Genomic DNA, 20,812 nt, shown 5'->3' with positions numbered 1-20,812 from the left:
TTCCATGCCGAACAAAGGCATATTCGCCGACGATCTCAATAGCGTGGACCTCACGGACCCGAGCACCTTCCTGCATACTGACATGGAAGATTTCTGGCGGCGCGTTCGGGCCGAGCAGCCCGTATATCTGCACCCGGCCACGGACCGCGGGTCAGAATTCTGGGTGGTATCCCGCCACTCGGACGTAATGGCGGTTCTGCAGGACCCCGAGCGATTCAGCTCGCAGCCCGGGAACATGATGTCCTCGCTGCACAAGCCCGGCGGGGATCCGGCGGCCGGCAAGATCCTGGCGCTCACCGATGCGCCGCGCCACAATGCCATGCGGACGATCCTGCTGAAGGCGTTCAGCCCCCGGATCCGCCAAGGAGTGACGGACAAACTGCAGCGGCGGGTCGACCATGTCCTCGGTCCCGCCGTCGGCACCGGGACCTTCGACTTCGCCAAGGAGGTCGCGGAAGTGGTTCCCATGGGGACGATCTGCGATCTGCTGGGCTTTCCGTCGACGGATCACAAGTACGTGCTCGACCTGAGTCGGGATACGGTCAGCGCCGACGACGAGGGGCAGACCGAAGAGGACGTCTGGCTCTCTCGCAACGAACTCCTCATCTACTGCCAGGAGATCATCGAGGCCCGCCGCGAAGACCCGCAGGACGACTTGATCAGTGCGATGGCCACCTGCCGGATCAACGGGGAGCCGATGACCGATGACGAAGTGGTCGTCAACTGCTATGGGTTCATCCTCGCGGGAGATCACACCAGTCGCCTGGCCATGGTCGGTGCCCTGCTCGCCTTTTCCCAGCACCCCGATCAGTGGCTGGCATTGAAGGAGGGCCGCGTTTCGACAGCCAGCGCGGTCGAGGAGATCGTGCGCTGGACGACACCGGCGATGCACATCGGTCGTACCGCAACGGCCGAAGTCACCCTCGGCGGCCAGACAATCCGCGAAGGTGACCACGTCATCCTCTGGAACACGTCCGCGAACCGCGACGAAAGCGTCTTCTCGGACCCGCACCGTTTTGACCTGGCAAGGACTCCCAACAAGCACCTGGGCTTCGGATTCGGGCCCCACTTCTGCTTCGGGTCCTACCTCGGGCGAGCCGAAATCACTGCCGTACTGAAGACCCTCATCAGCAGGGTGGACCGGATCGAACTCATGGGTGACCCCAAGGCGCTCTACTCGACGTTCCTCCGCGGATACAGCAGCCTGCCGGTCTCCCTCATTCCCAGCCGATCCGCTGCGGAATAGTGGTGCCCGAAGCCACTTGGAGGGCGCAGTGGGCGATCGACTCCGTGACCGCAACGGACTGCGCCTGTCCTCACCCACTGGAACAACGTCCAAGGAGGAGAACAAGCATGTCTGCTCCCCCCGCTTCCGCCACTGTCGACGCCGCCGAGCAGTTGCCCCGCATCCGTTCCGCACTCGACAAGCTCGTGAGCTACAAGCAGGGCAAGCCCGTACGCTCACCGGAGGGGCATTCCTTCCCGCTGTCCGCCAACGAGTCCCCGTACGAGCCGATCCCCGCGGTGGTGCAGGCGATCCAAGAGGCGGCGCTGGGCATCAACCGCTACCCGGACAACAGTTGCGCGGACCTGATCTCCGAGATATCCGCACGCTTCGCCGTGCCAGAGGACACCGTCGCCGTCGGCTGCGGCTCTGTCGGTGTCTCCCAGATGCTTCTGGAGGCGGTCGCGGAGCCCGGCGGGGAGGTCCTCTACGCCTGGCGCTCGTTTGAGGCGTACCCGATATTGACCAGGCTCTCCGGTGCCACGCCGGTAGAGGTCCCGCTCAAGGACGGGGCTCACGACCTCGACGCGATGGCCGCCGCAATCACCGACCGGACGCGGCTCATCTTCATCTGCAACCCCAACAACCCCACGGGTACGGTGATTTCCCGGTCCGACATCGAGACCTTCCTCGACCGGGTCCCCGCCGATTGCCTGGTGGTCATCGACGAGGCCTACATCGAGTACGTGCGCGACGACGACGTCCTCGACGGCCTCGCTCTCCGGCCCGGGCGCCCCAACGTGGTGGTCCTCCGCACCTTCTCCAAGGCATATGGCCTGGCCGGGCTCAGGATCGGATTCGTGGTCGGACACCCCACCGTGGTCGAGGCCCTTCGCAAGGCCTTCCTCCCCTACTGCGTGAACGGCGTCGCGCAGGCCGCGGCGATCGCCGCTCTCCGCTCGGAGGAGGCCCTGATGGCCCGCGTGGAGACCACGGTCAAGGAACGCGAGCGAGTCCACCACACCCTGACCGAACAGAGCTGGCACGTCACCTCCAGCAGCGCCAACTTTCTCTGGCTCCAACTCGGCGACCAGGCTCTCGCCTTCGCAAGTCACTGCGCGGCGACGGGAGTGGCGATTCGGCCGTTCGCGGGCGAGGGAGTCCGCGTCTCGATCGGCTCTCCCGCGGAGAACGACGCCTTCCTCGCGGCATCGGGCACCTTCCCCACCACGCCGAGCCACCCCTGACCACATGGCTTGATCAAGTGCGCTCCGCGGATTTCCCCGCGCGGACCGCGTACGCCTTCTTCCGGCGCTGACGGGACAAGGGCCTGAACGCCGAGTTCCACGACCGCCTGCACGACCGGGTCTGCTGTCAAGGCCGGGAAGATCCAGAAAACGCGAGCGCTGAGGTGTGCGCCTCCGAACGGGACTGCGCGGCGGCCGCTGCGGATGCGGCGCACGGCCTACTGACCGGACGACTCGCGTCGCGGAAGGCGCCGCTCTTGAGGTCGTTCTTCTTCGCCCTCGAAGAACTCGCCGATCTCGTCCACGACTTCGGCCGCGACCATGCCGCCGACGATCCCGACCGCCGCTACGGCAGCGCCCGGTGCCACAGATGCATACCGCTGACCCACCCCCAAGAGCGGCTGCGAGCTCCGGCGCGAGATGCATGAGCCGGCATTCATATGGACATGGGTTTCATTTTCATCTAGCGTTTCTGGCGGCGGCGACTCGGCACCCACGCTGGAGGTGAAACCGCTGTGAGCGCCCCCACCGTCCGACAGCGACCGACCCGTCAGCGCTCGGCGCTCCTGGAAGCCCTCGCGAACTGCCGTGACTTCGTGTCCGCGCAGGACCTGCACGCCCGCATGGCCGACGACGGTACGCGGATCGGGCTGACCACCGTGTACCGGGCGCTGCGTGACCTGGAGGCCGCGGGCGAGGTCGATGTCGCTCAAGCCGCTGCCGGGGAACGGCTCTACAGATGGCGGCCCGACACCTGGCACCGCCACTACCTCATCTGCCGCACCTGCGGCTTCAGCCGACCGGTGGACTCCGAGGTCGTCGAGGAGTGGGCGGGACGGATCGCAGCCGACTCCGGATTCGCCGGGGTGGAGCACATCGTCGAACTCACCGGCGTCTGCGCCGGCTGTCAACCCGCCGTCGATTGAGGAGAACTGCCGCCATGCCCCTGGGATTCAGGCCCGGAAACCCCGCCACGCCGAGCCCTCGGCTGCGCGAACTGAAGGAGACCGTGCGCACGTTGCTGGATCTCGACGAGGACACCGCCGTCGTCATCCGCCAACTCACCTGCACCGAACCGGGCTGCCCGCCGCTGGAGACGGTCGTCGCCGTCCTCCCCATGAACGGCCCGGCCCGCCGCTGGACCCTGCACCAGCCCAGCGACGAGATCACCGAGGACGACCTCAAGGCCGTCCTGCTCACCACCGCCCCCGAAGGAGCCCACTCCGCATGACTGCCCCCACCCCCGTGGACGGCCGCGTCCCCGTCACCGTCCTCACCGGCTTCCTCGGCTCCGGCAAGACCACCCTGCTCAACCGCATCCTCACCGAACACCACGGCCTCAGGATCGCCGTCATCGAGAACGAGTTCGGCGAGATCGGCATCGACGACGCCCTCGTGCTCGACGCCGAGGAAGAGATCTTCGAGATGAACAACGGCTGCATCTGCTGCACCGTCCGCGGAGACCTCATCCGCATCCTGGGTGCCCTGATGCGCCGCCGCGAGAAGTTCGACCACATCCTCATCGAGACCACCGGCCTCGCCGACCCCGCTCCCGTCGCCCAGACCTTCTTCATGGACGACGAGATCGCCGCCCAGCTGCGCCTGGACGCCATCGTCACCCTCGTCGACGCCGCCCACGTCCTCCAGCACCTCGACGAGGTCAAGCCGGAAGGCGTGGAGAACGAGGCCGTGGAACAGATCGCCTTCGCCGACCGCATCGTGCTCAACAAGACCGACCTGGTCGACGAGGCGACGATCGCCGAGGTCGAGAAGCGGGTGAAGGCGATCAACACGCCGGTGCAGATCCTGCGCGCCAGGAACGCCGAAGTCGACCTCGAGCAGATCCTCCACGTCGGCGCCTTCGACCTCGACCGGGTGCTGAAGGACGACCCGTCGTTCCTCACCGAGACCGAGCACCAGCACGACACCACCGTCACCTCGGTCGGCATCGAGGTGCACGGCGAGGTCGACGACGCCCGCCTCAACGCCTGGCTCGGCAACCTGCTGCGCACCAAGGGCGCCGACATCTTCCGCTCCAAGGGCATCCTCGCGATCGCCGGTTCGAGCAGGCAGTACGTCTTCCAGGGCGTCCACATGCTGCTCATGGGTGAAGAGGGCGCCCAGTGGCGGGCCGACGAGCCGCGCCGCAACCGGCTGGTCTTCATCGGCCGCAACCTCGACCGCGACGAACTGGAGCGCGGCTTCGCCGACTGCCTCGCCACCGCGGGAGCAGCCGCGTGAGCCTCACCGCAGCCGACCAGGCGCTGTCCATCGCCTGGGAGATCACCGTCGACGACGCACCCGTCGCGCTCAGCGCACGTGGCGACCTCGTGGCCGTCGCCGGAGCCGAGGGCACGGTACTGGTCCTGGACGCGGCGATGGGCGCCGAGATGGGGGCACTTGAGCTTCCTGGCGGCGCCCTGAAGGTCGAACTCTCCCCCGCTGCCGTGAACTTGGCGGTCACCGGGCCCATGGGGTACGCGCTGTGGCGCCGGTCGGACGGACGCGTCCATGTCCGTGAGTCCGGTGCCTGGGCGTCGTCCGCCGCCTGGGCCGACGACGAACGCGTGGCCGTCGCCTCCGGGCGGGTCGCGGTCGTACGGGACGCGGACGGTGGCGAGTTGTGGCGTACGGAGCGTGCCGCGTCCACCGTCTCCGACCTGGCGTGGCTGCGCCAGGGGCGGCGGCTGGCGGTCGCCGCGTACGGTGCCGTGCGCGGACACGAGAGGCACACGCCCCAGCCGGTGGTGACGTACCCCTACGTCGGCTCGCACCTCGCGCTCGCTGTCGCCCCCACCGGCAAGTGGATCTGCAGCGGCAACCAGGACGCCTCCATTCATATCTGGCGCACGCGGGACGGCAGCGAACTGACCATGTCCGGCTACCCGGAGAAGGTCTCCCGCCTCGCCTTCGACGACACCGGACGCTGGCTCGCCGCCGACGGCGCCCCCGATCTGACGGTCTGGGACTTCTCCGGCAAGGGCCCGGCCGGCACCGCGCCGCGTCAACTGCGCTGCCACGAGACGATCACCGCGCTCGCCTGGCGGCCGGGCTCGGGCGGGCATCTCGCCAGCGGCGGTCACAACGGCACGGTCGCGCTCTGGTACGCCACCGCCGGACAGCCGGCCAACCGGCTACGGCCCGTCCGCGTACTGGACGACGCCGACTCGCCCGTCGCCGCGGTGGCCTGGGCGGGGCCGCATCTGCTGGTCACCGCGTACCGCGACGGACGCGTCCGCGCCCACACCGTGCCCTCGCGGGCGGAGCTGTGAACCGTTCGGTGATCCGAGCGGCCAACCGGCCGTGCACGCTGGTCGTGTGCCGAGGCTGCTGCTGCGGAAATCCACGCAAATACCCCGGCACCGATCACGCCTGGCAGCTGGACCGGCTGCGGGCCGGCGCGGCCGAGCACGGCTTCCAGGTCCGTACGACGGACTGCCTGGGCCCCTGCGACCAGGCCAACGTCATCGTCGTCCAGCCGTCCGCCGCCGGACGCCGGGCCGGTGGCCGAGCGGTCTGGGTCGGCTTCGCCATGGACGACGACTGCACCGGCGACCTGCTGGACTGGGCCGCCGCGGGCGGACCCGGCCTCGCCGCTCCCCCACCCACATTGGAGCTGCAGTTCGTCCGCCCGCCGCGCGAGGCCCGAGCCCGTGCACGCGGCTGAGCCCGTTCGCCCCAACGGGGATGCGGGCGGCCGTGACGTCATCGCGGCCGCCCGCCTCGACGAGGTCACCGCGGCCTCCGTCGCCACCACGCTCCAGGCCCTGGCCACCCCCTCGCGGCTGCTGATCCTCGCCACCCTGCGCCACGCGGCCTGTTCGGTCACCGAACTCGCCACCGCCATCGGCATGGAACAGTCAGCGGTCTCACACCAGCTGCGGCTGCTGCGCGCCCTGGGCCTGGTCACCGGGCAACGCGACGGCCGCCGCATCGTCTACCGCCTCTACGACGACCACGTCGCCCAGCTCCTCGACCAGGCTGTCCACCACATCGAGCACCTGCGCCTCGACCTGCGCGACCCTGGCTGAACCGCGCACCGACCTCGCCCAGCCCACAGCAGCAGCGCCGGCGCGATCAAGGCCGCCACGACGCCCAGGGCGTAGGGCCGTCGTGAACAAAGCGAATGCCGGAATTCCGGACGAGACACCTCTTTGCGGATCCGGCCTCCGGCCGAGGTCGGCGATGTCCGATGATGGGCGGGCCATGACCATGCCCAGCTCACTCCGTATGCCGTCGCGCCGCGCGCCGCTTCCCGTTGTACGGGCGGCCGTGTTCGCGGGCGTCGGGACGGTGCTCGGAGTGAGCGCGCACCATCTGATCGCCGAGGAACCCGCGCCCTGGCGGCCGAGTGCACTGGCGGCCCTGGTGCTCTTCGGGGTCGGTCTCGTCGGTACGCGGCGACCCCGGTCGCTGGCCACGGTGGTGGTGACGTGCGGGGCGGCCCAGGCAGGGCTGCATGTGTGGCTGATGACCACGCACGTGGGCGGCGCGTCGGCCTCCATGGTCATGCCCGGCCACATGCACCACGCTGCCGACGCCCACCAGGCATGGCACGAGAGCATGCTCGACTCGCTGGCCATGACGGCCGTACACGCCGCGGCGGCGGTACTCGTAGCCGTGCTGCTGCACCGCGCGGACACCGTCTGCTGGTCACTGGCGCGCGGGCTGACGACGGCGGTCGACGCGACCCGCGCCCGGATCGCGACGATCCGGGCGCTGCTCGGTGACCGCCCGGCCCTGTCGGCGGATCAAGGGCTGCCGGCGCACGCCCTCGCATGGCTGGAACGGCCGCCGCCCGACGACGCGGCGCTCACGGACACGGTGGTACGGAGAGGGCCTCCCCAGGCAGGGCTCACTCTCGCCACCTGACCATGCCGGGCGGTCGTTCCGATGAGCGCCGCCGTCCCGCACTCCCCCACGCCTGGAGACATCCATGTTCCGTGCCATCAAGGCGAAGCACCGCGCCGCACGCCGCCTGACCCTCGCGGCGGGCGCGACCACCGCCCTGCTCCTCCTCAGCGCCGTGCCGGCCGCCGCCCACGTCGAGGTCGAGTCCGACAACGCCCAGGCCCTCGCCGAGAACGTCGAACTCGCCTTCGTCGCCGAGTCGGAGTCCGCCACGGCCGGCATCACCGAGCTGCGCGTGGTCCTGCCCGAGGGCATCACGCCCGCCGACGTGACGTACGGCGAGGGACCCAAGGGCTGGAAGTTCGCGGCCACCGACGACGGCTACACCGTCAAGGGCCCGGCCGTGAAGACCGGCGAGGACGCCGAGTACTCGGTCGTCGTCCGGCAGCTCCCGGACGCGAAGGAGCTGGCGTTCAAGACGCTGCAGACCTACAGCGACGGCAAGATCGACCGCTGGATCGAGCTGAGCGAGTCCAGCGGCGGCGGCCATGGCAACGAGGCTCCCGTCCTGGAGCTGAAGGCCGCCGCACCCGGCGCGAAGCCGGTCAGCCCCTCGCCCAGTGAGTCGGAGAGCCCCTCCGCCTCCCCGACCCCGACCGCCGAGGAGACGGACATCTCGCCCTCCCCGCAGGCAGCGGACACCGAGAAGGGTGACGACGGTGGGCTGTCGGCGGGTGCCTGGACCGGCATCATCGCGGCGATCCTCGTCGTGGCGGCGGCCGTGGTCTTCATCGTGCGCCGCCGGGGCAGCGCCCAGCAGTAGTCGGAGCACGCTTCAAGGGCCCTTGCACTCCGGGCGGTTCGGGGCGCGAGGGCCCCGGCCTGCCCGTCGAGTCAGTCGTGCGGGGCCTTCCCGCTCACCCGGTGGTCCGCGTGGCTGAGCGCCTCCACCACCAGGCGGCGCAGATGCCCGTCGCTGAGGCGGTAGTAGATGTGCCGCCCCTCGCGGCGGGTGTCCACGAGCCCGGCGAGCCGCAGCTTCGCCAGGTGCTGGCTGACCGCCGTGCGCGACGCGTCGCACCGCGCGGTGAGCGAGCCGACGTCCGACTCACCCTGCGCGATCAGCCACAGCAGATGCAGCCGGGTGGCGTCCGACAGCATCGCGAACACCCCGGTCGCCTCGGCGAGCCGCGCGCTGTCCGGAGCGCGTAGATGCGCATCGGCTGCAAGTGAGACGGGGTGGCTTTCAGGCATGAGGTCAGCCTAGAGCCACACCGCAAGGGTGGGGGTCCAGTCACCGCCCGTCGACTTCCAGCCGTCATGTGCGCAGGTGCGCACATGACGGCTACACTCGTCGAGATCCCGAGTCGAGACCGAACGCACCAGACCGCCCGGACCGCCCCTCCCAGGAGCCGCCCGCATGCTCGCCGTCCTGCGCAACCGCACCTACCGCCACCTCTTCGCCGCCCAGGTCATCGCCCTCGTCGGCACCGGCCTCGCCACGGTGGCGCTCGGGCTGCTGGCGTATGACATCGCGGGCGCCGACGCCGGTTCGGTGCTCGGCACCGCGCTCGCGATCAAGATGGTGGCGTACGTGGCGATCGCTCCGGCCGTCAGCGCGGTCGCCTATCGAATACCGCGCCGGGCGCTGATGGTGTCGGCCGACCTCATACGCGCCGGGGTCGCGCTGATGCTGCCCTTCGTGGACCAGGTCTGGCAGGTGTACGTCCTGGTCTTCCTGCTCCAGTCCGCCTCGGCCGCGTTCACGCCGACGTTCCAGGCCGTCATCCCGGACGTGCTGCCCGAGGAGCGCGACTACACGCGGGCCTTGTCCATGTCCCAGCTCGCCTATGACCTGGAGAACCTGTTCTCACCCGCGCTGGCGGCCGCTCTGCTGTCCGTGATCACCTACAACTGGCTGTTCGCCGGCACCGTGCTGGGCTTTCTCGCCTCGGCCGTGCTGGTGGTCTCGGCAGTTCTTCCGAAGCCCACCCTGGCCCCACGCACCGGCGGCGCCTACAGCAAGGCCACGGCGGGCACCCGCCTCTTCTTCGCCGTCCCGCACCTGCGTGCCCTGCTCGCCCTGAACCTCGCGGTCGCCTCCGCGAGCGCGATGGTGACCGTCAACTCCGTCGTCTACGTACGCGACTTCCTGGGGCTTCCGACGGGCGCGGTACCCCTCGCGCTGGGGGCGTTCGGTGCGGGTTCGATGGTCGTGGCGCTCGGCCTGCCACGCATCCTGGACAGGGTCACGGACCGGGTGGTGATGCTGCGCGGCGCACTGCTGCTGGCCGTCGTTTTCGCCGGGCTCGGTGCTATCACCTCCGTGCGGGACGGGAGTTGGCGCTGGCCCGCGCTGCTCGCCCTGTGGGCCGTATTCGGTGCCGCCTGCTCGATGGTGCTCACGCCGACCGGCCGGCTCATCCGTCGCTCGGCGCCGGCCGGGGAACGCAGGGACGCCTTCGCCGCCCAGTTCTCGCTGTCGCACAGCTGCTGGCTGCTGACGTATCCGCTGGCAGGCTGGCTCGGCGCCGAGGCCGGGCTGGGCGCGGCCGTGGTCGCATTGGGCGCGATCGCGCTGTTCGCCTCGCTGCTGGCGGTGCGGCTGTGGCCGGCTCGGGAGCCGGCGCCCGTCGCTCACGAGCACACCGACCTCCACGACGACCACCCCCATCTCACCGATGCCACGCGGGTGGCGGGGGGTTGGAGGCACAGCCACGACTACGCGGCGGACGAGTCGCATCCCGTGGTGGCCGCCCGCGTGTGACGCCACGAGGGTCTGCTGCGCCTCAGCTGACCTTGACGGTCGTCGTCACCGTGGCCTGGTCTATGTCGGAGATGCGGACGCTCACCGACATCTCCCACTTCCCGGCCGCGGGGAGCTGGAGGTTTCCCGCCCGCCAGTAGCCGCCCACCTCCTTCATACCGGCATCGAGCGGGCCGATGCCGCGCTCGGCGTGGGTGAACGTGATGCGCAGTTCGGGGACGGAGGAGATGCCGTTGTCGGCGGCGAAGACCACGGCCTGGAGGTCGTTGCGGCCGGTGCTCGCGGGGGTGAGCGTGATGAGGACCTTGCCGGAGCCGTACTCGGCGCCGGTGTCGAAGGGGACCGTGCGGCTGAACCCGGTGGGCTGAGCGACCGTGGGCGGGGACGCGGTTGCGGAGGTTGCTTCGGTGCGTGCGGGGGTGGTGACGGTGAGCTGAGTCGTGATCCCCAGGACCACGAGAGCGAGGACGGCTTCGACCGCGACCGAGCGTCGCAGCCGCCGGATCGGTCCGCCGGTGTCCCCGCCGTCCCCCGCCCCCGCGGCAACGGCCCCGGCTTCGGCTTCGGCTTCGGCTTCGGGGGCCAGGTCCTTCTCCGCGTCCTGCGCGGACGCGGACGCCACCGCGCGCGATGCCGCCATGGCGAGTGCCGGTCGCCCCGGTGCCCGCTCTGCGACCGGCTTCCGCAGCCGGGCCGTCCAGCGGCGCGAGTACGCCGCCGCTCCCAGCATGGCCACCACGACGGCCGTCTTCAGCAGCAACAGGGTGCCGAAGCGAGTGGAGACGAGAGCGTCCAAGGAGCCCATCAGCCGCCAGGACTGGTAGAGGCCCGTCACGACGAGGGCCACCACGGCGGCGAACGCGAGCCGGGAGAAGCGGGTCACCGCCTCCGCCGGCGCCGGCTCACCCTCAGGGGTACGGAAGAGAACGCCGACCAGCGCGGCCAGGCCGCCCAGCCACAGCGCGACCGCCACCAGGTGCAACGCGTCCGCCGCAAGTGCGAGCGTGGTCTGCGAGCCGGCCGCGGCATGTCCGGTGGCGGCCCAGGTCCCGGCCAGCGCCACGGCGATCAGCGCGCCGACCCCGATCAGCCCTGGCCGACTCCTGCCCAGCGGCGGCCGGTCCGCCGTGTCGGACCCATCGGACTCGTCGCCGTCGGGACGGAACGCGGAGCCTGCGAGTACGGCCAGGAAGAGACCGGCGCCGCCGAGCAGCAGGAGCCGTACGAACAGGGCCGAGCCCGGCCCGGTGTCGAGGGTCGCGCGCAGGGCGGTCAGGTCGACAGCCTGACCGAGCCCCTCGCCGGAGGTGTAGGGAGCGCGCAGCAACAGCAGGGCGAGGCCGGACAGCAGCAGGGCCGACCAGCCGGCCTGGAGCAGCCGTCGCAGGCGCGGCCGAGTGGCACCGCCCGGCCAGCACACCAGCAGGAAGGCGCCGACGCCGACCGCGAGGACGTAGCCGAGGTAGGCGACGTACCGGGCGACTGAGTACAGGGTGCCCACCAGGCCCTCTCCCGGCGGCGCGTCGACGGCGACGGCCTTCGTCGGCGAGGGCTTGCCCACGGAGAACACGAACGCCTCGCCGATGGGGTGGCTGTCGGCGGACACCGCCCTCCACGACACCGTGTACGTGCCGTCGACGAGACCGCTCTGCAACGCCACCCGGGCGGTTGCGGTGTCGGAGCCGACGTGGGCCGTGGTTCCCGTGTCCACCCGGCTGCCGTCGGGCGCGTAGACCTTGATCGAGTCCTCGGCGAGCGTCATCGCTTCGGTGAAGGTCATGGTGACCTGGGTGGGCGCGGACTTCAGCACCGTCTCCGCAGCCGGGTCCGTCGAGCGCAGCTTGGCGTGTGCGGCGGCGGGGCCGGCACCGGCGAGCAGCAAGGCGAAAGCCGCACCCAGGAGCAGGGCGAGGGCTGCCACTCGGCGACCCGGACGACGAGCTGGCCTGAGGCTCAAAGGGTCGGCCTCCTCAAATGTCGGTGCGGTACGGCCGTCGGGTTGCGACGCTCGTGATGTCGTACGGCCGATCCGGCGGCCTCGTTCACCGGACCTGCGACGGCGCCCGCGATCACCCGGACGCCGGGTCGGTGAACGGCCCCGACCACTCACCGCTTCTCGTAGGGATTCTCGGGCTGCTCGACCTGCCTGACATCGGCGGCGGCGAGCACGGGCGGCCACGCCGCCTCGGAGCCGAGCTTGCCCTTCGGGATCCAGGTGCCGGTGACGGTCGCCCAGCTGTCGACGGCAGGGGCGTCGGCCTTGCGGATCTCGATCTTGTCCGGCCGTGCGTCGGCGGCGCAGCAGGAGATGAGGAGCCGGGTCAGATACCAGGTGCCGTCGTCGTCCTTGGTGACGAACCCGGTCATCCGGATCGTGCGGCCCTTCATCGTCCGGCCGCTGTCGTAAAGGGCGCGGGAGGTGAACTGGCTGAGAGTGAGGTCGACCGGGTCGCCCTGGGGCAGCGCGGGGAACGTACCGATGCCCTGAGCGGCGTACCTGGCCGCCTCCCGCTCGGCGCTGTACGAGCCGAGGGCGGGCGGCGGGAAGAGCAGCAGGGCCAGCGCGGGGACGACGAGCAGCCAGGCGACGCGGGGACCGTGGCGGTGGTCGTGCCCGTGTCCCTGCTCGTCGTGCTCGTGGCCCACACCGCTACGGGCAGCCCGGCCGACCGCGACCGCGCTCACGATCCCCAGCACCAGCAGCAGCACACCCGACGCGATCAGATACGGCCGCAGCCCCGGCTGCACGTACCGCAGATACAGCTCGCTGAACAACGAGATCCGCAGCACCGCCCCCGCGCACAGGACCAGAACCACCGCCGGACCGTACCGCCTCACAGCAACCACCACCCCACCAGCACACTGCTCACCACCGCGACGACCCACGTCATCGCCGAGAACCTGACCGCGAAGGCCCGACCGAACGTCCCTGCCTGCAACGCGATCAGCTTCAGGTCCACCATGGGCCCCACCACCATGAACGCCAGCCGCGCCGTCGGCGAGAACCCGCTCAGCGAAGCCGCGACGAACGCGTCCGCCTCACTGCACACGCACAGCACCACCGCGAGAACGGCCAGCAGCAGCACCGACAGCCAGGCCGACCCGGTGAACACGTCCAGCACCGACCTCGGTACGACGATGTTGAAGGTCGCCGCAGCCGCCGCACCCACCACCAGGAACCCGCCCGCGTGCAGGAAGTCGTGCTGCAGGCCGGACCGGAACTCGCCCCAGCGCCCGCCGCCCGACGGCGCCTTGGACGCCGTAGGCCTTCGCTGCGGCAGCCACTCCTCCCGCCCGAACCGCACCCACAGCCAGCCCATGACGACGGCGGTGGCGAGGGAGGCCAGGAGGCGGGCGGCGACCATCGCCGGCTGGCCGGGGAAGGCGATGGAGGTCGCGACCAGCACCACCGGGTTGATGGCTGGCGCGGAGAGCAGGAAGGCGAGGGCGGCGGCCGGGGCGACCCCGCGCCGCATCAGGCTGTCCGCCACGGGCACGGACGCGCACTCGCACCCCGGCAGTACGACGCCGGCGGCACCCGCGACAGGCACGGCCAGCGCGGGATTGCGGGGCAGCAGCCGGGTGAAGAACCGCTCGGGGACGAAGGCGGCGATCGCCGCCGACACCAGCGTGCCGAGCATCAGGAACGGCACGCCCTGGACGACCACGGCCGTGAAGACCGTCCACCAGGCGGCCACAGGCGGGGTGTAGAGGTCGAGGGCGAGCATCGGGCCGAGGACCGAGCCGACCGTGAGGACCGTGATCAGGGCAAGGCCGCCCAGCACGATGTAAACGAGGGTGCGGGCGACCAGCCAGATTCCGTCGGCCAGTCCCCGCACCGGTTCTTCGCGACTTTCCTGACTCACCGCGCCCCTTGCATCCCGCCCCGCACCGCGCCACCGTAGCGTCCGCCGGAGGGTAACGATGCCCGCTGTGCCCTGGCCGGCACGAACCTGTGGGGCACATGAAGCGGTCAGAGACGCGTCAGCGCCTCATCCTGATGTTCCTGAACCCACGACCGACGTACAAACCGCAGGTCAGGAGCCCTTCGCCACCGGTTCGAGGATGGCAACGCACTCCACATGATGAGTCATCGGAAAAAGATCGAACGCCCGCAACGTCCGCACCCGATACCCCCCATCCCGGAAGTACCCCAGATCCCGTGCCAGCGCCGCCGGATCGCACGCCACGTACGCGATACGACGCGCGCCGAGCGACGACAGGTGCTCGACCGTCTTCCGGCCCGCTCCCGCCCGCGGCGGGTCGAGGACGATCAGGTCGACCTCGGTGATACCCGTGCGCGGCAGGACCGACTCGACCTTGCCCTGCTCGATGCGGACGCGGGGGAAGTCGGCGAGGTTGTGCCGGGCGTCTTCGACGGCCCGCTTGCCGGACTCGATGCCGAGCACCGCGCCCTTCTCGCCGAGCCGGTCGGCCAGGGCGCCGGCGAAGAGGCCGACGCCGCAGTAGAGGTCGAGCGCCATCTCGCCCTTGCGGGGGAGCAGCCCCTGCATGACCGCCGTCACGAGCGTGTCCGCGGACTTCGGGTGGACCTGCCAGAAGCCGCCGTTGCCGACGCGGTGGGTGCGGCCGTCGGCGCGTTCGCGGACGAAGGGGCGGCCGTGGACGCGGTGGACACCGCCGTCCTTCTCCTCCACCCGCAGCACGGACACCGGCTTGTCCAGCTCGACGAGCGGCAGCCGAGCGCCCGGCCTCGGCGTCAGGATCACCTGGCGGTCCTGCGACCCCGTCGCCGCGATCGCCTCGACCGACTCCATGCCGGTCCAGTCACGCTTCTCGATGCCCAGCTCGCTGACACCCTCGGCCGCGATCATGCAGTGGTCGATCGGCTCCACCTCGTGCGAGCGGTGCCGGCGCAGACCCGCCCGTCCCGTCTCGGCATCCACGGCGTACTGCACCCGCGTCCGCCACGCCGGGACCTGACCGGCGGGCAGCTTGTCGCCCTCGGCCGGCATGACCGTGCCGTCCCAGCCGGCCTCCTCGGGCGTCAACCCCGCCAGCCGCTGCAGCTGCTCGGCGATGACCTCGCCCTTCATCCGCCGCTGGGCGCCGGGCTTGGCGTGCTGCCAGTCGCAGCCGCCGCAACGCCCCGGACCGGCGTAGGGACAGGGCGCCTCGACCCGGTCCTTGGCGGCGGACAGCACCTCTACCGCGTCCGCGCGCAGGAAACGGGAGCCTTCCTCGCCCTCGGTCACCCGCGCCACGACCCGCTCACCGGGCAGCGTGTGCCGGACGAACAGCACCTGCCCCGACTCTGTACGGGCGATGCAGTGCCCGCCGTGTGCGACGGGCCCGATCTCGACCTCGTACTCCTCCCCGACCAGCGACTTCTTCGGTTCTGCCTGCATGGCGGGGTGACTCCACAACGTCAAAGGAAAAAGGGAACGGGCGATCAACGGAAACAGCTGGACAACAGCCCACCAGTCTACGTGCTCAGCCGCACGTCACTCCTTCCCACTCGGTTCCTTCCCACTCGGCTCCTTCGGACGCTGCTCCGCCGGACCACGCCGCACCGACCCCGGCGCGTTCCACTCCTGCCGCTTCCGCGCCCGCTTCCGCGCGAGCTCGGACGACTCCAGCTGGTAGGGCACCGAGGTCACCATGACACCCGGCGTGAACAGCAGCCGGCCCTTCAGCCTCAGCGCGCTCTGGTTGTGCAGCAGATGCTCGTACCAGTGGCCGACGACGTACTCGGGGATGATCACCGACACGGCGTCGCGCGGCGACTCCCTGCGCACGTTCTTGACGTACTCGATGATCGGCCGGGTGATCTCGCGGTACGGCGAGTCCAGCACCTTCAACGGTACGTCGATCCCGCGCCGCTCCCACTCCGCGCGCAGCGCCTTGGTCTCGGCCGGGTCGACGTTGACGCTGAGCGCCTCGAGGGTGTCCGAGCGCATCAGCTTGGCGTAGGCCAGGGCCCGCAGGGCGGGGCGGTGGAGCTTGGAGATCAGGACGACGGAGTGCACGCGGGACGGCCGTACGCTGTCGTCGCTCGGGCCCTCGGGGGCGGCGAGTTCCTCGGAGACGTGGTCGTAGTGGCGGCGGATGGCCGTCATCGTCACGTAGAAGATCACCATGCCGAGCAGCGCGACCCAGGCGCCGTGGGTGAACTTGGTGACCAGGACGACGACCAGCACCAGGCCGGTGAAGAAGGCGCCGAAGGTGTTGATCGCGCGGGAGCGGATCATGTGGCGGCGCTTGGCGGGGTCCTTCTCGGTGGCCAGGTGGCGGTTCCAGTGGCGGACCATGCCGGTCTGGCTGAGCGTGAAGGAGACGAACACGCCGACGATGTACAGCTGGATCAGCCGGGTGGAGTCGGCGCCGTACATCCACACCAGCAGGATGGCCGCGCCGGCCAGCAGCACGATGCCGTTGGAGAAGGCGAGCCGGTCGCCGCGGGTGTGCAGCTGGCGGGGCAGATAGCGGTCCTGGGCGAGGATCGAGCCGAGCACCGGGAAGCCGTTGTACGCGGTGTTGGCCGCGAGGAACAGCACCAGCGCGGTGGCCGTGGCGAGGATCACGAACAGGAAGCTGCCCTTGCCGAAGACGGCCTCGGCGACCTGGGTGATGACCGGGTTCTGGACGTAGTCGGAGCCGAGCGCGACGCCGTTGCTGAGCAGGTCGACGGCCGGGTTCTCGGCCATGCGGACCTTGGTCGCCATGGCCAGCCCGATGATCCCGCAGAACATGGTGACCGCGAGCAGACCCATCATCGCCAGCGTGGTCGCCGCGTTCTTCGACTTGGGCTTGCGGAAGGCCGGGACACCGTTGGAGATCGCCTCGACACCGGTGAGCGCTGCACAGCCGGAGGAGAAGGCGCGCAGCAGCAGAAACACCAGCGCGAAGCCCGCCAGGCCCTGATGCTCCGCCTTGATCTCGTACGACGCCGTCGGCGCCCGCATGGGGTCGTCCAGCACCAGCCCGCGGTACGCGCCCCAAGAGATCATGATGAACACGCCCGCGACGAACACATACGTCGGGATCGCGAAGAGCTTGCCCGACTCCTTCACCCCGCGCAGGTTCATCAGCGTCAGCAGCACGATCACGGCGATCGCGCAGACCACCTTGTTCTCGACCACGAAGGGGATCGCGGAGCCGAGGTTCTCGATGCCGGAGGAGATCGACACGGCGACGGTGAGGACGTAGTCGACGAGCAGCGCGCTCGCGACGGTCAGGCCCGCCTTGTTGCCGAGGTTGGTGGTGGCCACCTCGTAGTCGCCGCCGCCGCTCGGGTAGGCGTGCACGTTCTGCCGGTAGGAGGCGACCACCGTGAACATCAGCACGACGACCGCGACCGCGATCCAGGGGCTGAAGTGGTACGCCGACACGCCCGCGATCGACAGGACCAGCAGCACCTCTCCGGGCGCGTAGGCCACGGAGGACAGCGGGTCGGAGGCGAAGACGGGGAGGGCGATGCGCTTCGGCAGGAGTGTTTCCCCCAGCCGATCACTGCGCAGTGCGCGCCCGATCAGAATCCGTTTGGGCACGTCGGTCAGTTTGGACACAACAGAGGATCGTAGGCGTTCGAACGGGGGGCCGCCCACCTGCCACCCCACATCTGCTCACCGGGTGAAAACAGGGACCGGTGCGGTGGCGGTTTCCGCGGGCCGTCCCGCACCTATGCCTATATGACAAAACCCGACTGCTTCCCGACCGATTCCCGACCGATTCACGCCCGAATCCCGTCCGTCTCCCGGCCGTTGCCGACCTCAGGAGGATCCATGCACAGCACCGCCCAGCTGATCGGCGCCGCGGCCGCCCTCGTCGGCCTCGGCATCCTGACCCTGGTCAGCGTCCGCAGCATCAGCCGCCGCTGACCCGCAGTGACCCGTGCACGGGGGTCCCCTCCGCCGACCGCGCGTGTGTAGCTTGGGCGGCGGTCTGAGACCCTGTTCAGACCTAGTCAACGACTCTTTGACAGCGGAAGGACGGTCGTGCACATCGTCATCATGGGCTGCGGCAGAGTGGGCTCCGCTCTCGCCCAGACCTTGGAGCAACAGGGGCACACGGTCGCCGTGATCGACCAGGACCCCACCGCCTTCCGACGGCTCGGCTCCTCGTTCGGTGGCCGCCGCGTCACCGGCGTCGGCTTCGACCAGGACACCCTGCGCGAGGCCGGCATCGAGGAGGCCGGCGCCTTCGCCGCCGTCTCCAGCGGCGACAACTCGAACATCATCGCCGCCCGCGTCGCGCGCGAGATGTTCGGCATCGAGAACGTCGCGGCCCGTATCTACGACCCCCGCCGCGCCGAGGTCTACCAGCGCCTCGGCATCCCGACCGTCGCGACCGTCCGCTGGACCGCCGACCAGATGCTGCGCCGTCTGCTTCCCTCGGGTGCCGAGCCGCTGTGGCGCGATCCCACCGGCGGTGTCCAGCTCGCCGAGGTGCACGCCTCGACCGACTGGGTCGGTCACAAGATCAGCAGACTGCAGGAGGAGACGGGCGTCCGCGTGGCGTTCCTGACCCGCCTCGGCGAGGCGATCGTGCCCAGCTCGCAGACGGTGCTGCAGGAGGGCGACCTGGTCCACGTGATGATGCGCACGGACGAGGTCGACAAGGTCGAGGCGGCGTTCGCCAAGGGTCCCGATGAGGAGGGCGGTCACTGATGAGGGTCGCCATTGCCGGTGCCGGCGCGGTGGGCCGCTCGATCGCGGGCGAACTGCTGGAGAACGGCCACGAGGTCCTGCTCATCGACAAGGCGCCGACCGCCATCTCGGTCGAGCGCGTCCCGCAGGCGGAGTGGCTGCTCGCCGACGCCTGCGAGATCACGTCCTTGGACGAGGCCGCGCTCCAGCGCTGCAACGTCGTGATCGCCGCCACCGGCGACGACAAGGTGAACCTGGTCGTCTCCCTGCTGGCGAAGACGGAGTACGGCGTCCCGCGCGTCGTCGCCCGGGTGAACAACCCGAAGAACGAGTGGCTGTTCAACGAGTCCTGGGGCGTCGACGTCGCCGTCTCCACGCCCCGTCTGATGTCCGCCCTCGTCGAGGAGGCGGTCAGCGTCGGCGACCTGGTCCGGCTGCTGCGCTTCAGCCACGGCGACGCCAACCTCGTCGAGCTGACCCTGCCGGAGGAGTCGGCGCTGGCCGGCACCCGGGTCGGCGATGTCGAGTGGCCGCAGGACACCTCCCTGGTCACCATCATCCGCGGCAACCGCGTCCTCACCCCGTCCCAGGAGGACTCCCTGGAAGCGGGCGACGAGCTGCTGTTCGTGGCGGCCCAGGCCCGCGAGGAGCAGCTGGAGGATCTGCTGTCGGTGCGGCGCGAGGACACGGTGAGCTGAGCCGGTCCAGGTCTACGACGACGGAGGGCGCCCTGCGATTCGCAGGGCGCCCTCCGTCGTCGTAGAACCGGGCGAACTCTGCTGCGGTTCGTCAGCGCCCCGAAGGGGCGCGGCGCTGTATCGATGTGCGGCTCCGCCGCGCGGGCGCGACGAGCCACGACGCCGCCGCAGACGATCGACGGCATATCGCGGGCACCTCCAGCGGAGCGCCTACGCGTCCCGGCGGTGCCGGCCCGCCGTGGCCTCGTCGTGCTCCTGCGTGAGAGCTGCCTTGCGTTCCTGCTCGGCCTTCTCCTCCGCCTCCATCTCGGCGAAGACGTCGATCGGTGCCGGAGCCTTCGCGAGGAAGACCCAGGTCAGCCAGACGGCCAGGAGGAACGGCGGGATCTTCAGGGCGACCAGGACCCAGCCGAGCTGGGTGGTGTCGGCCCACCAGTACAGCGGGAAGAGGATCGCGCACTTGGCGAGCAGGATCAGGCCCCAGGCGTAACTGGCCTTGGCGTACGCCTTCTTGCGGCCCGGATTGCGGGTGCGCCAGGAGAGGTTCTCCTTGAAGACCGGGCCGAGGATCAGGCCGAGCAGCGGGACGCCGGCCAGGGTCGTGATGATGTACGCGAGCGCCAGGCCCAGCGTGTAGAGCATGCCGGGCAGGTAGAAGTCCTTGGCGTTGCCCGTCATCATCGCGAACACGACACCGAAGGCGACGCCGAAGACTCCGCTGAAGGCGTGCTTGACGGTGTCCCTCATCGCCAGACGGACCACGACCAGCAGCAGGGACACACCGAGGGCGGCGATCGCCGACAGGTGCAGGTCCTTGTTGATCGTGTAGATGGTGACGAAGAGAAGACCGGGCAACACCGTCTCGATCATGCCCCGCAGGCCGCCGAACGCCTCGAACAGCGCTGCCTCGGTCACCGCCCGGGCGTCGTGCCCGGCGGCTGCGGTGTCTTCGGTGTCTGTGGTCGGCTTGTCGAGCGACGTCACCGGCTACTCCCGTCCGAGGGGTCTCAGTTCGTATTTCGGGTTGAACAGCACACGGCGTCCCCGGCTCATCGAGATCCGGCCCGATGCGATCAGCTTGCGTCCGGGCTCTATCCCCACGATGGAACGCCGGCCGAGCCACACCACGTCCAGCGCGGCGGAGCCGTCGAACAGCTCGGCCTCCAGGGCCGGGACTCCGGCACGCGGCCGCAGGGTGACCGTGCGCAAGGTACCAGTAACCGTCACTATCTGACGGTCGTGGCAGTCACCGATGCGGATACAGCCTGCGGTGTCGGCGTCCTCGCGCAGTTCCTCCGACTCCAGGTCCTCCTGCGACGAGGAGAGCCGGTCGAGCATGCGCCGGAACCGGCCCACCGGCTTTTCGGAACGAGGAACACCACTCATATCTGAAGCGTACCGGGGCCCGCCGACAG

Annotated in this window: 22 protein-coding genes; 13 read left to right on the top strand and 9 right to left on the bottom strand. The window is 70.1% G+C overall.

All coding sequences use genetic code 11. The annotated features are described in order from the left end of the window. Positions 1–4: 4 nt before the first annotated feature. Complete coding sequence (locus tag ACTWQO_RS32400; protein ID WP_443240932.1) at positions 5–1,246, top strand: cytochrome P450; 1,242 nt, start codon at positions 5–7, stop codon at positions 1,244–1,246. A 107-nt stretch (positions 1,247–1,353) separates the two neighbouring features. Next, complete coding sequence (hisC, locus tag ACTWQO_RS32395; protein ID WP_443240931.1) at positions 1,354–2,472, top strand: histidinol-phosphate transaminase; 1,119 nt, start codon at positions 1,354–1,356, stop codon at positions 2,470–2,472. Positions 2,473–2,690: 218 nt separating this feature from the next. Here hisC and ACTWQO_RS32390 read toward each other — a convergent pair whose 3' ends face one another. Further along, on the bottom strand, positions 2,691–2,840 hold the full coding sequence (locus ACTWQO_RS32390) for a hypothetical protein (RefSeq protein ID WP_443240930.1): 150 nt from the start codon (positions 2,838–2,840) through the stop codon (positions 2,691–2,693). Between the two features lie 147 nt (positions 2,841–2,987). Here ACTWQO_RS32390 and ACTWQO_RS32385 point away from each other — a divergent pair, with 147 nt between their 5' ends. From ACTWQO_RS32385 to ACTWQO_RS32350, 8 genes are all read left to right on the top strand, one after another. After that, on the top strand, positions 2,988–3,398 hold the full coding sequence (locus ACTWQO_RS32385; RefSeq protein WP_443240929.1) for a Fur family transcriptional regulator: 411 nt from the start codon (positions 2,988–2,990) through the stop codon (positions 3,396–3,398). Between the two features lie 14 nt (positions 3,399–3,412). Beyond that, positions 3,413–3,703: a hypothetical protein gene (locus ACTWQO_RS32380; protein WP_443240928.1), complete on the top strand. Its 291-nt coding sequence runs from the start codon at positions 3,413–3,415 to the stop codon at positions 3,701–3,703. Then, entirely contained in the window at positions 3,700–4,713 is a 1,014-nt protein-coding gene (locus tag ACTWQO_RS32375; protein WP_443240927.1) for a CobW family GTP-binding protein, read from the top strand. Before ACTWQO_RS32380 ends, ACTWQO_RS32375 begins: the two co-directional genes overlap by 4 nt. Next, a complete protein-coding gene (locus ACTWQO_RS32370; protein ID WP_443240926.1) occupies positions 4,710–5,744 on the top strand; it encodes a WD40 repeat domain-containing protein in 1,035 nt (344 codons plus the stop codon). Before ACTWQO_RS32375 ends, ACTWQO_RS32370 begins: the two co-directional genes overlap by 4 nt. Further along, positions 5,741–6,139: a (2Fe-2S) ferredoxin domain-containing protein gene (locus ACTWQO_RS32365; RefSeq protein WP_443240925.1), complete on the top strand. Its 399-nt coding sequence runs from the start codon at positions 5,741–5,743 to the stop codon at positions 6,137–6,139. Before ACTWQO_RS32370 ends, ACTWQO_RS32365 begins: the two co-directional genes overlap by 4 nt. Continuing rightward, the gene (locus ACTWQO_RS32360) at positions 6,126–6,503 is read left to right on the top strand and encodes an ArsR/SmtB family transcription factor (protein ID WP_443240924.1); all 378 of its coding nucleotides are present in this window, start codon (positions 6,126–6,128) and stop codon (positions 6,501–6,503) included. The genes ACTWQO_RS32365 and ACTWQO_RS32360 overlap by 14 nt, the downstream gene beginning before the upstream one ends. A 175-nt stretch (positions 6,504–6,678) precedes the next feature. Continuing rightward, positions 6,679–7,344 carry a hypothetical protein gene (locus tag ACTWQO_RS32355; RefSeq protein ID WP_443240923.1) on the top strand — a complete coding sequence of 222 codons (666 nt, stop codon included), beginning with the start codon at positions 6,679–6,681 and terminating at the stop codon, positions 7,342–7,344. A 64-nt stretch (positions 7,345–7,408) separates the two neighbouring features. Continuing rightward, positions 7,409–8,146, top strand: coding sequence for a DUF1775 domain-containing protein (locus ACTWQO_RS32350; protein ID WP_443240922.1), 738 nt, complete (start codon positions 7,409–7,411; stop codon positions 8,144–8,146). Positions 8,147–8,217: 71 nt separating this feature from the next. Here ACTWQO_RS32350 and ACTWQO_RS32345 read toward each other — a convergent pair whose 3' ends face one another. Beyond that, positions 8,218–8,577 (bottom strand): ArsR/SmtB family transcription factor, encoded by a 360-nt coding sequence (locus tag ACTWQO_RS32345; protein ID WP_443240921.1) that lies wholly within the window; start codon positions 8,575–8,577, stop codon positions 8,218–8,220. A 166-nt stretch (positions 8,578–8,743) separates the two neighbouring features. Here ACTWQO_RS32345 and ACTWQO_RS32340 point away from each other — a divergent pair, with 166 nt between their 5' ends. Further along, a complete protein-coding gene (locus ACTWQO_RS32340; protein ID WP_443240920.1) occupies positions 8,744–10,090 on the top strand; it encodes an MFS transporter in 1,347 nt (448 codons plus the stop codon). Between the two features lie 22 nt (positions 10,091–10,112). On the opposite strand, the gene ACTWQO_RS32335 is transcribed toward ACTWQO_RS32340, so the two are convergent. From ACTWQO_RS32335 to ACTWQO_RS32315, 5 genes are all read right to left on the bottom strand, one after another. Then, positions 10,113–12,011: a copper resistance CopC/CopD family protein gene (locus tag ACTWQO_RS32335; RefSeq protein WP_443240919.1), complete on the bottom strand. Its 1,899-nt coding sequence runs from the start codon at positions 12,009–12,011 to the stop codon at positions 10,113–10,115. A 185-nt stretch (positions 12,012–12,196) separates the two neighbouring features. Continuing rightward, entirely contained in the window at positions 12,197–12,928 is a 732-nt protein-coding gene (locus ACTWQO_RS32330; RefSeq protein WP_443240918.1) for a TIGR03943 family putative permease subunit, read from the bottom strand. Beyond that, complete coding sequence (locus ACTWQO_RS32325) at positions 12,925–13,920, bottom strand: permease (protein WP_443240965.1); 996 nt, start codon at positions 13,918–13,920, stop codon at positions 12,925–12,927. The genes ACTWQO_RS32330 and ACTWQO_RS32325 overlap by 4 nt, the downstream gene beginning before the upstream one ends. 207 nt (positions 13,921–14,127) lie before the next feature. Next, positions 14,128–15,459 carry a class I SAM-dependent RNA methyltransferase gene (locus ACTWQO_RS32320; RefSeq protein WP_443240917.1) on the bottom strand — a complete coding sequence of 444 codons (1,332 nt, stop codon included), beginning with the start codon at positions 15,457–15,459 and terminating at the stop codon, positions 14,128–14,130. Positions 15,460–15,555: 96 nt separating this feature from the next. Beyond that, entirely contained in the window at positions 15,556–17,619 is a 2,064-nt protein-coding gene (locus tag ACTWQO_RS32315) for an APC family permease (protein WP_443240916.1), read from the bottom strand. A 429-nt stretch (positions 17,620–18,048) separates the two neighbouring features. Here ACTWQO_RS32315 and ACTWQO_RS32310 point away from each other — a divergent pair, with 429 nt between their 5' ends. Both ACTWQO_RS32310 and ACTWQO_RS32305 read left to right on the top strand, forming a co-directional pair. Beyond that, entirely contained in the window at positions 18,049–18,720 is a 672-nt protein-coding gene (locus tag ACTWQO_RS32310) for an NAD-binding protein (protein WP_443240915.1), read from the top strand. Beyond that, positions 18,720–19,397 (top strand): potassium channel family protein, encoded by a 678-nt coding sequence (locus ACTWQO_RS32305; RefSeq protein WP_362948579.1) that lies wholly within the window; start codon positions 18,720–18,722, stop codon positions 19,395–19,397. Before ACTWQO_RS32310 ends, ACTWQO_RS32305 begins: the two co-directional genes overlap by 1 nt. 210 nt (positions 19,398–19,607) lie before the next feature. On the opposite strand, the gene ACTWQO_RS32300 is transcribed toward ACTWQO_RS32305, so the two are convergent. Then, a complete protein-coding gene (locus ACTWQO_RS32300; RefSeq protein ID WP_443240914.1) occupies positions 19,608–20,381 on the bottom strand; it encodes a DUF3159 domain-containing protein in 774 nt (257 codons plus the stop codon). Positions 20,382–20,384: 3 nt separating this feature from the next. After that, positions 20,385–20,783 carry an OB-fold nucleic acid binding domain-containing protein gene (locus ACTWQO_RS32295; RefSeq protein WP_362942978.1) on the bottom strand — a complete coding sequence of 133 codons (399 nt, stop codon included), beginning with the start codon at positions 20,781–20,783 and terminating at the stop codon, positions 20,385–20,387. Between the last annotated feature and the right edge of the window lie 29 nt (positions 20,784–20,812).

It is taken from the genome of Streptomyces sp. 4N124 (assembly GCF_052245395.1).
GTDB lineage: Bacteria > Actinomycetota > Actinomycetes > Streptomycetales > Streptomycetaceae > Streptomyces.
Note: the sequence above shows the minus strand (reverse complement) of the source record. Positions and strands in the feature narration are given on the sequence as shown.

Bases quoted from the DNA above. Each gene is read 5' to 3' on its own strand.
- ACTWQO_RS32305 (WP_362948579.1), top strand. From the start codon at position 18,720: ATGAGGGTCGCCATTGCCGGTGCCGGCGCGGTGGGCCGCTCGATCGCG.
- ACTWQO_RS32350 (WP_443240922.1), top strand. From the start codon at position 7,409: ATGTTCCGTGCCATCAAGGCGAAGCACCGCGCCGCACGCCGCCTGACC.
- ACTWQO_RS32340 (WP_443240920.1), top strand. From the start codon at position 8,744: ATGCTCGCCGTCCTGCGCAACCGCACCTACCGCCACCTCTTCGCCGCC.
- ACTWQO_RS32295 (WP_362942978.1), bottom strand. From the start codon at position 20,783: ATGAGTGGTGTTCCTCGTTCCGAAAAGCCGGTGGGCCGGTTCCGGCGC.
- ACTWQO_RS32400 (WP_443240932.1), top strand. From the start codon at position 5: ATGCCGAACAAAGGCATATTCGCCGACGATCTCAATAGCGTGGACCTC.
- ACTWQO_RS32320 (WP_443240917.1), bottom strand. From the start codon at position 15,459: ATGCAGGCAGAACCGAAGAAGTCGCTGGTCGGGGAGGAGTACGAGGTC.
- hisC (WP_443240931.1), top strand. From the start codon at position 1,354: ATGTCTGCTCCCCCCGCTTCCGCCACTGTCGACGCCGCCGAGCAGTTG.
- ACTWQO_RS32355 (WP_443240923.1), top strand. From the start codon at position 6,679: ATGACCATGCCCAGCTCACTCCGTATGCCGTCGCGCCGCGCGCCGCTT.
- ACTWQO_RS32345 (WP_443240921.1), bottom strand. From the start codon at position 8,577: ATGCCTGAAAGCCACCCCGTCTCACTTGCAGCCGATGCGCATCTACGC.
- ACTWQO_RS32375 (WP_443240927.1), top strand. From the start codon at position 3,700: ATGACTGCCCCCACCCCCGTGGACGGCCGCGTCCCCGTCACCGTCCTC.
- ACTWQO_RS32380 (WP_443240928.1), top strand. From the start codon at position 3,413: ATGCCCCTGGGATTCAGGCCCGGAAACCCCGCCACGCCGAGCCCTCGG.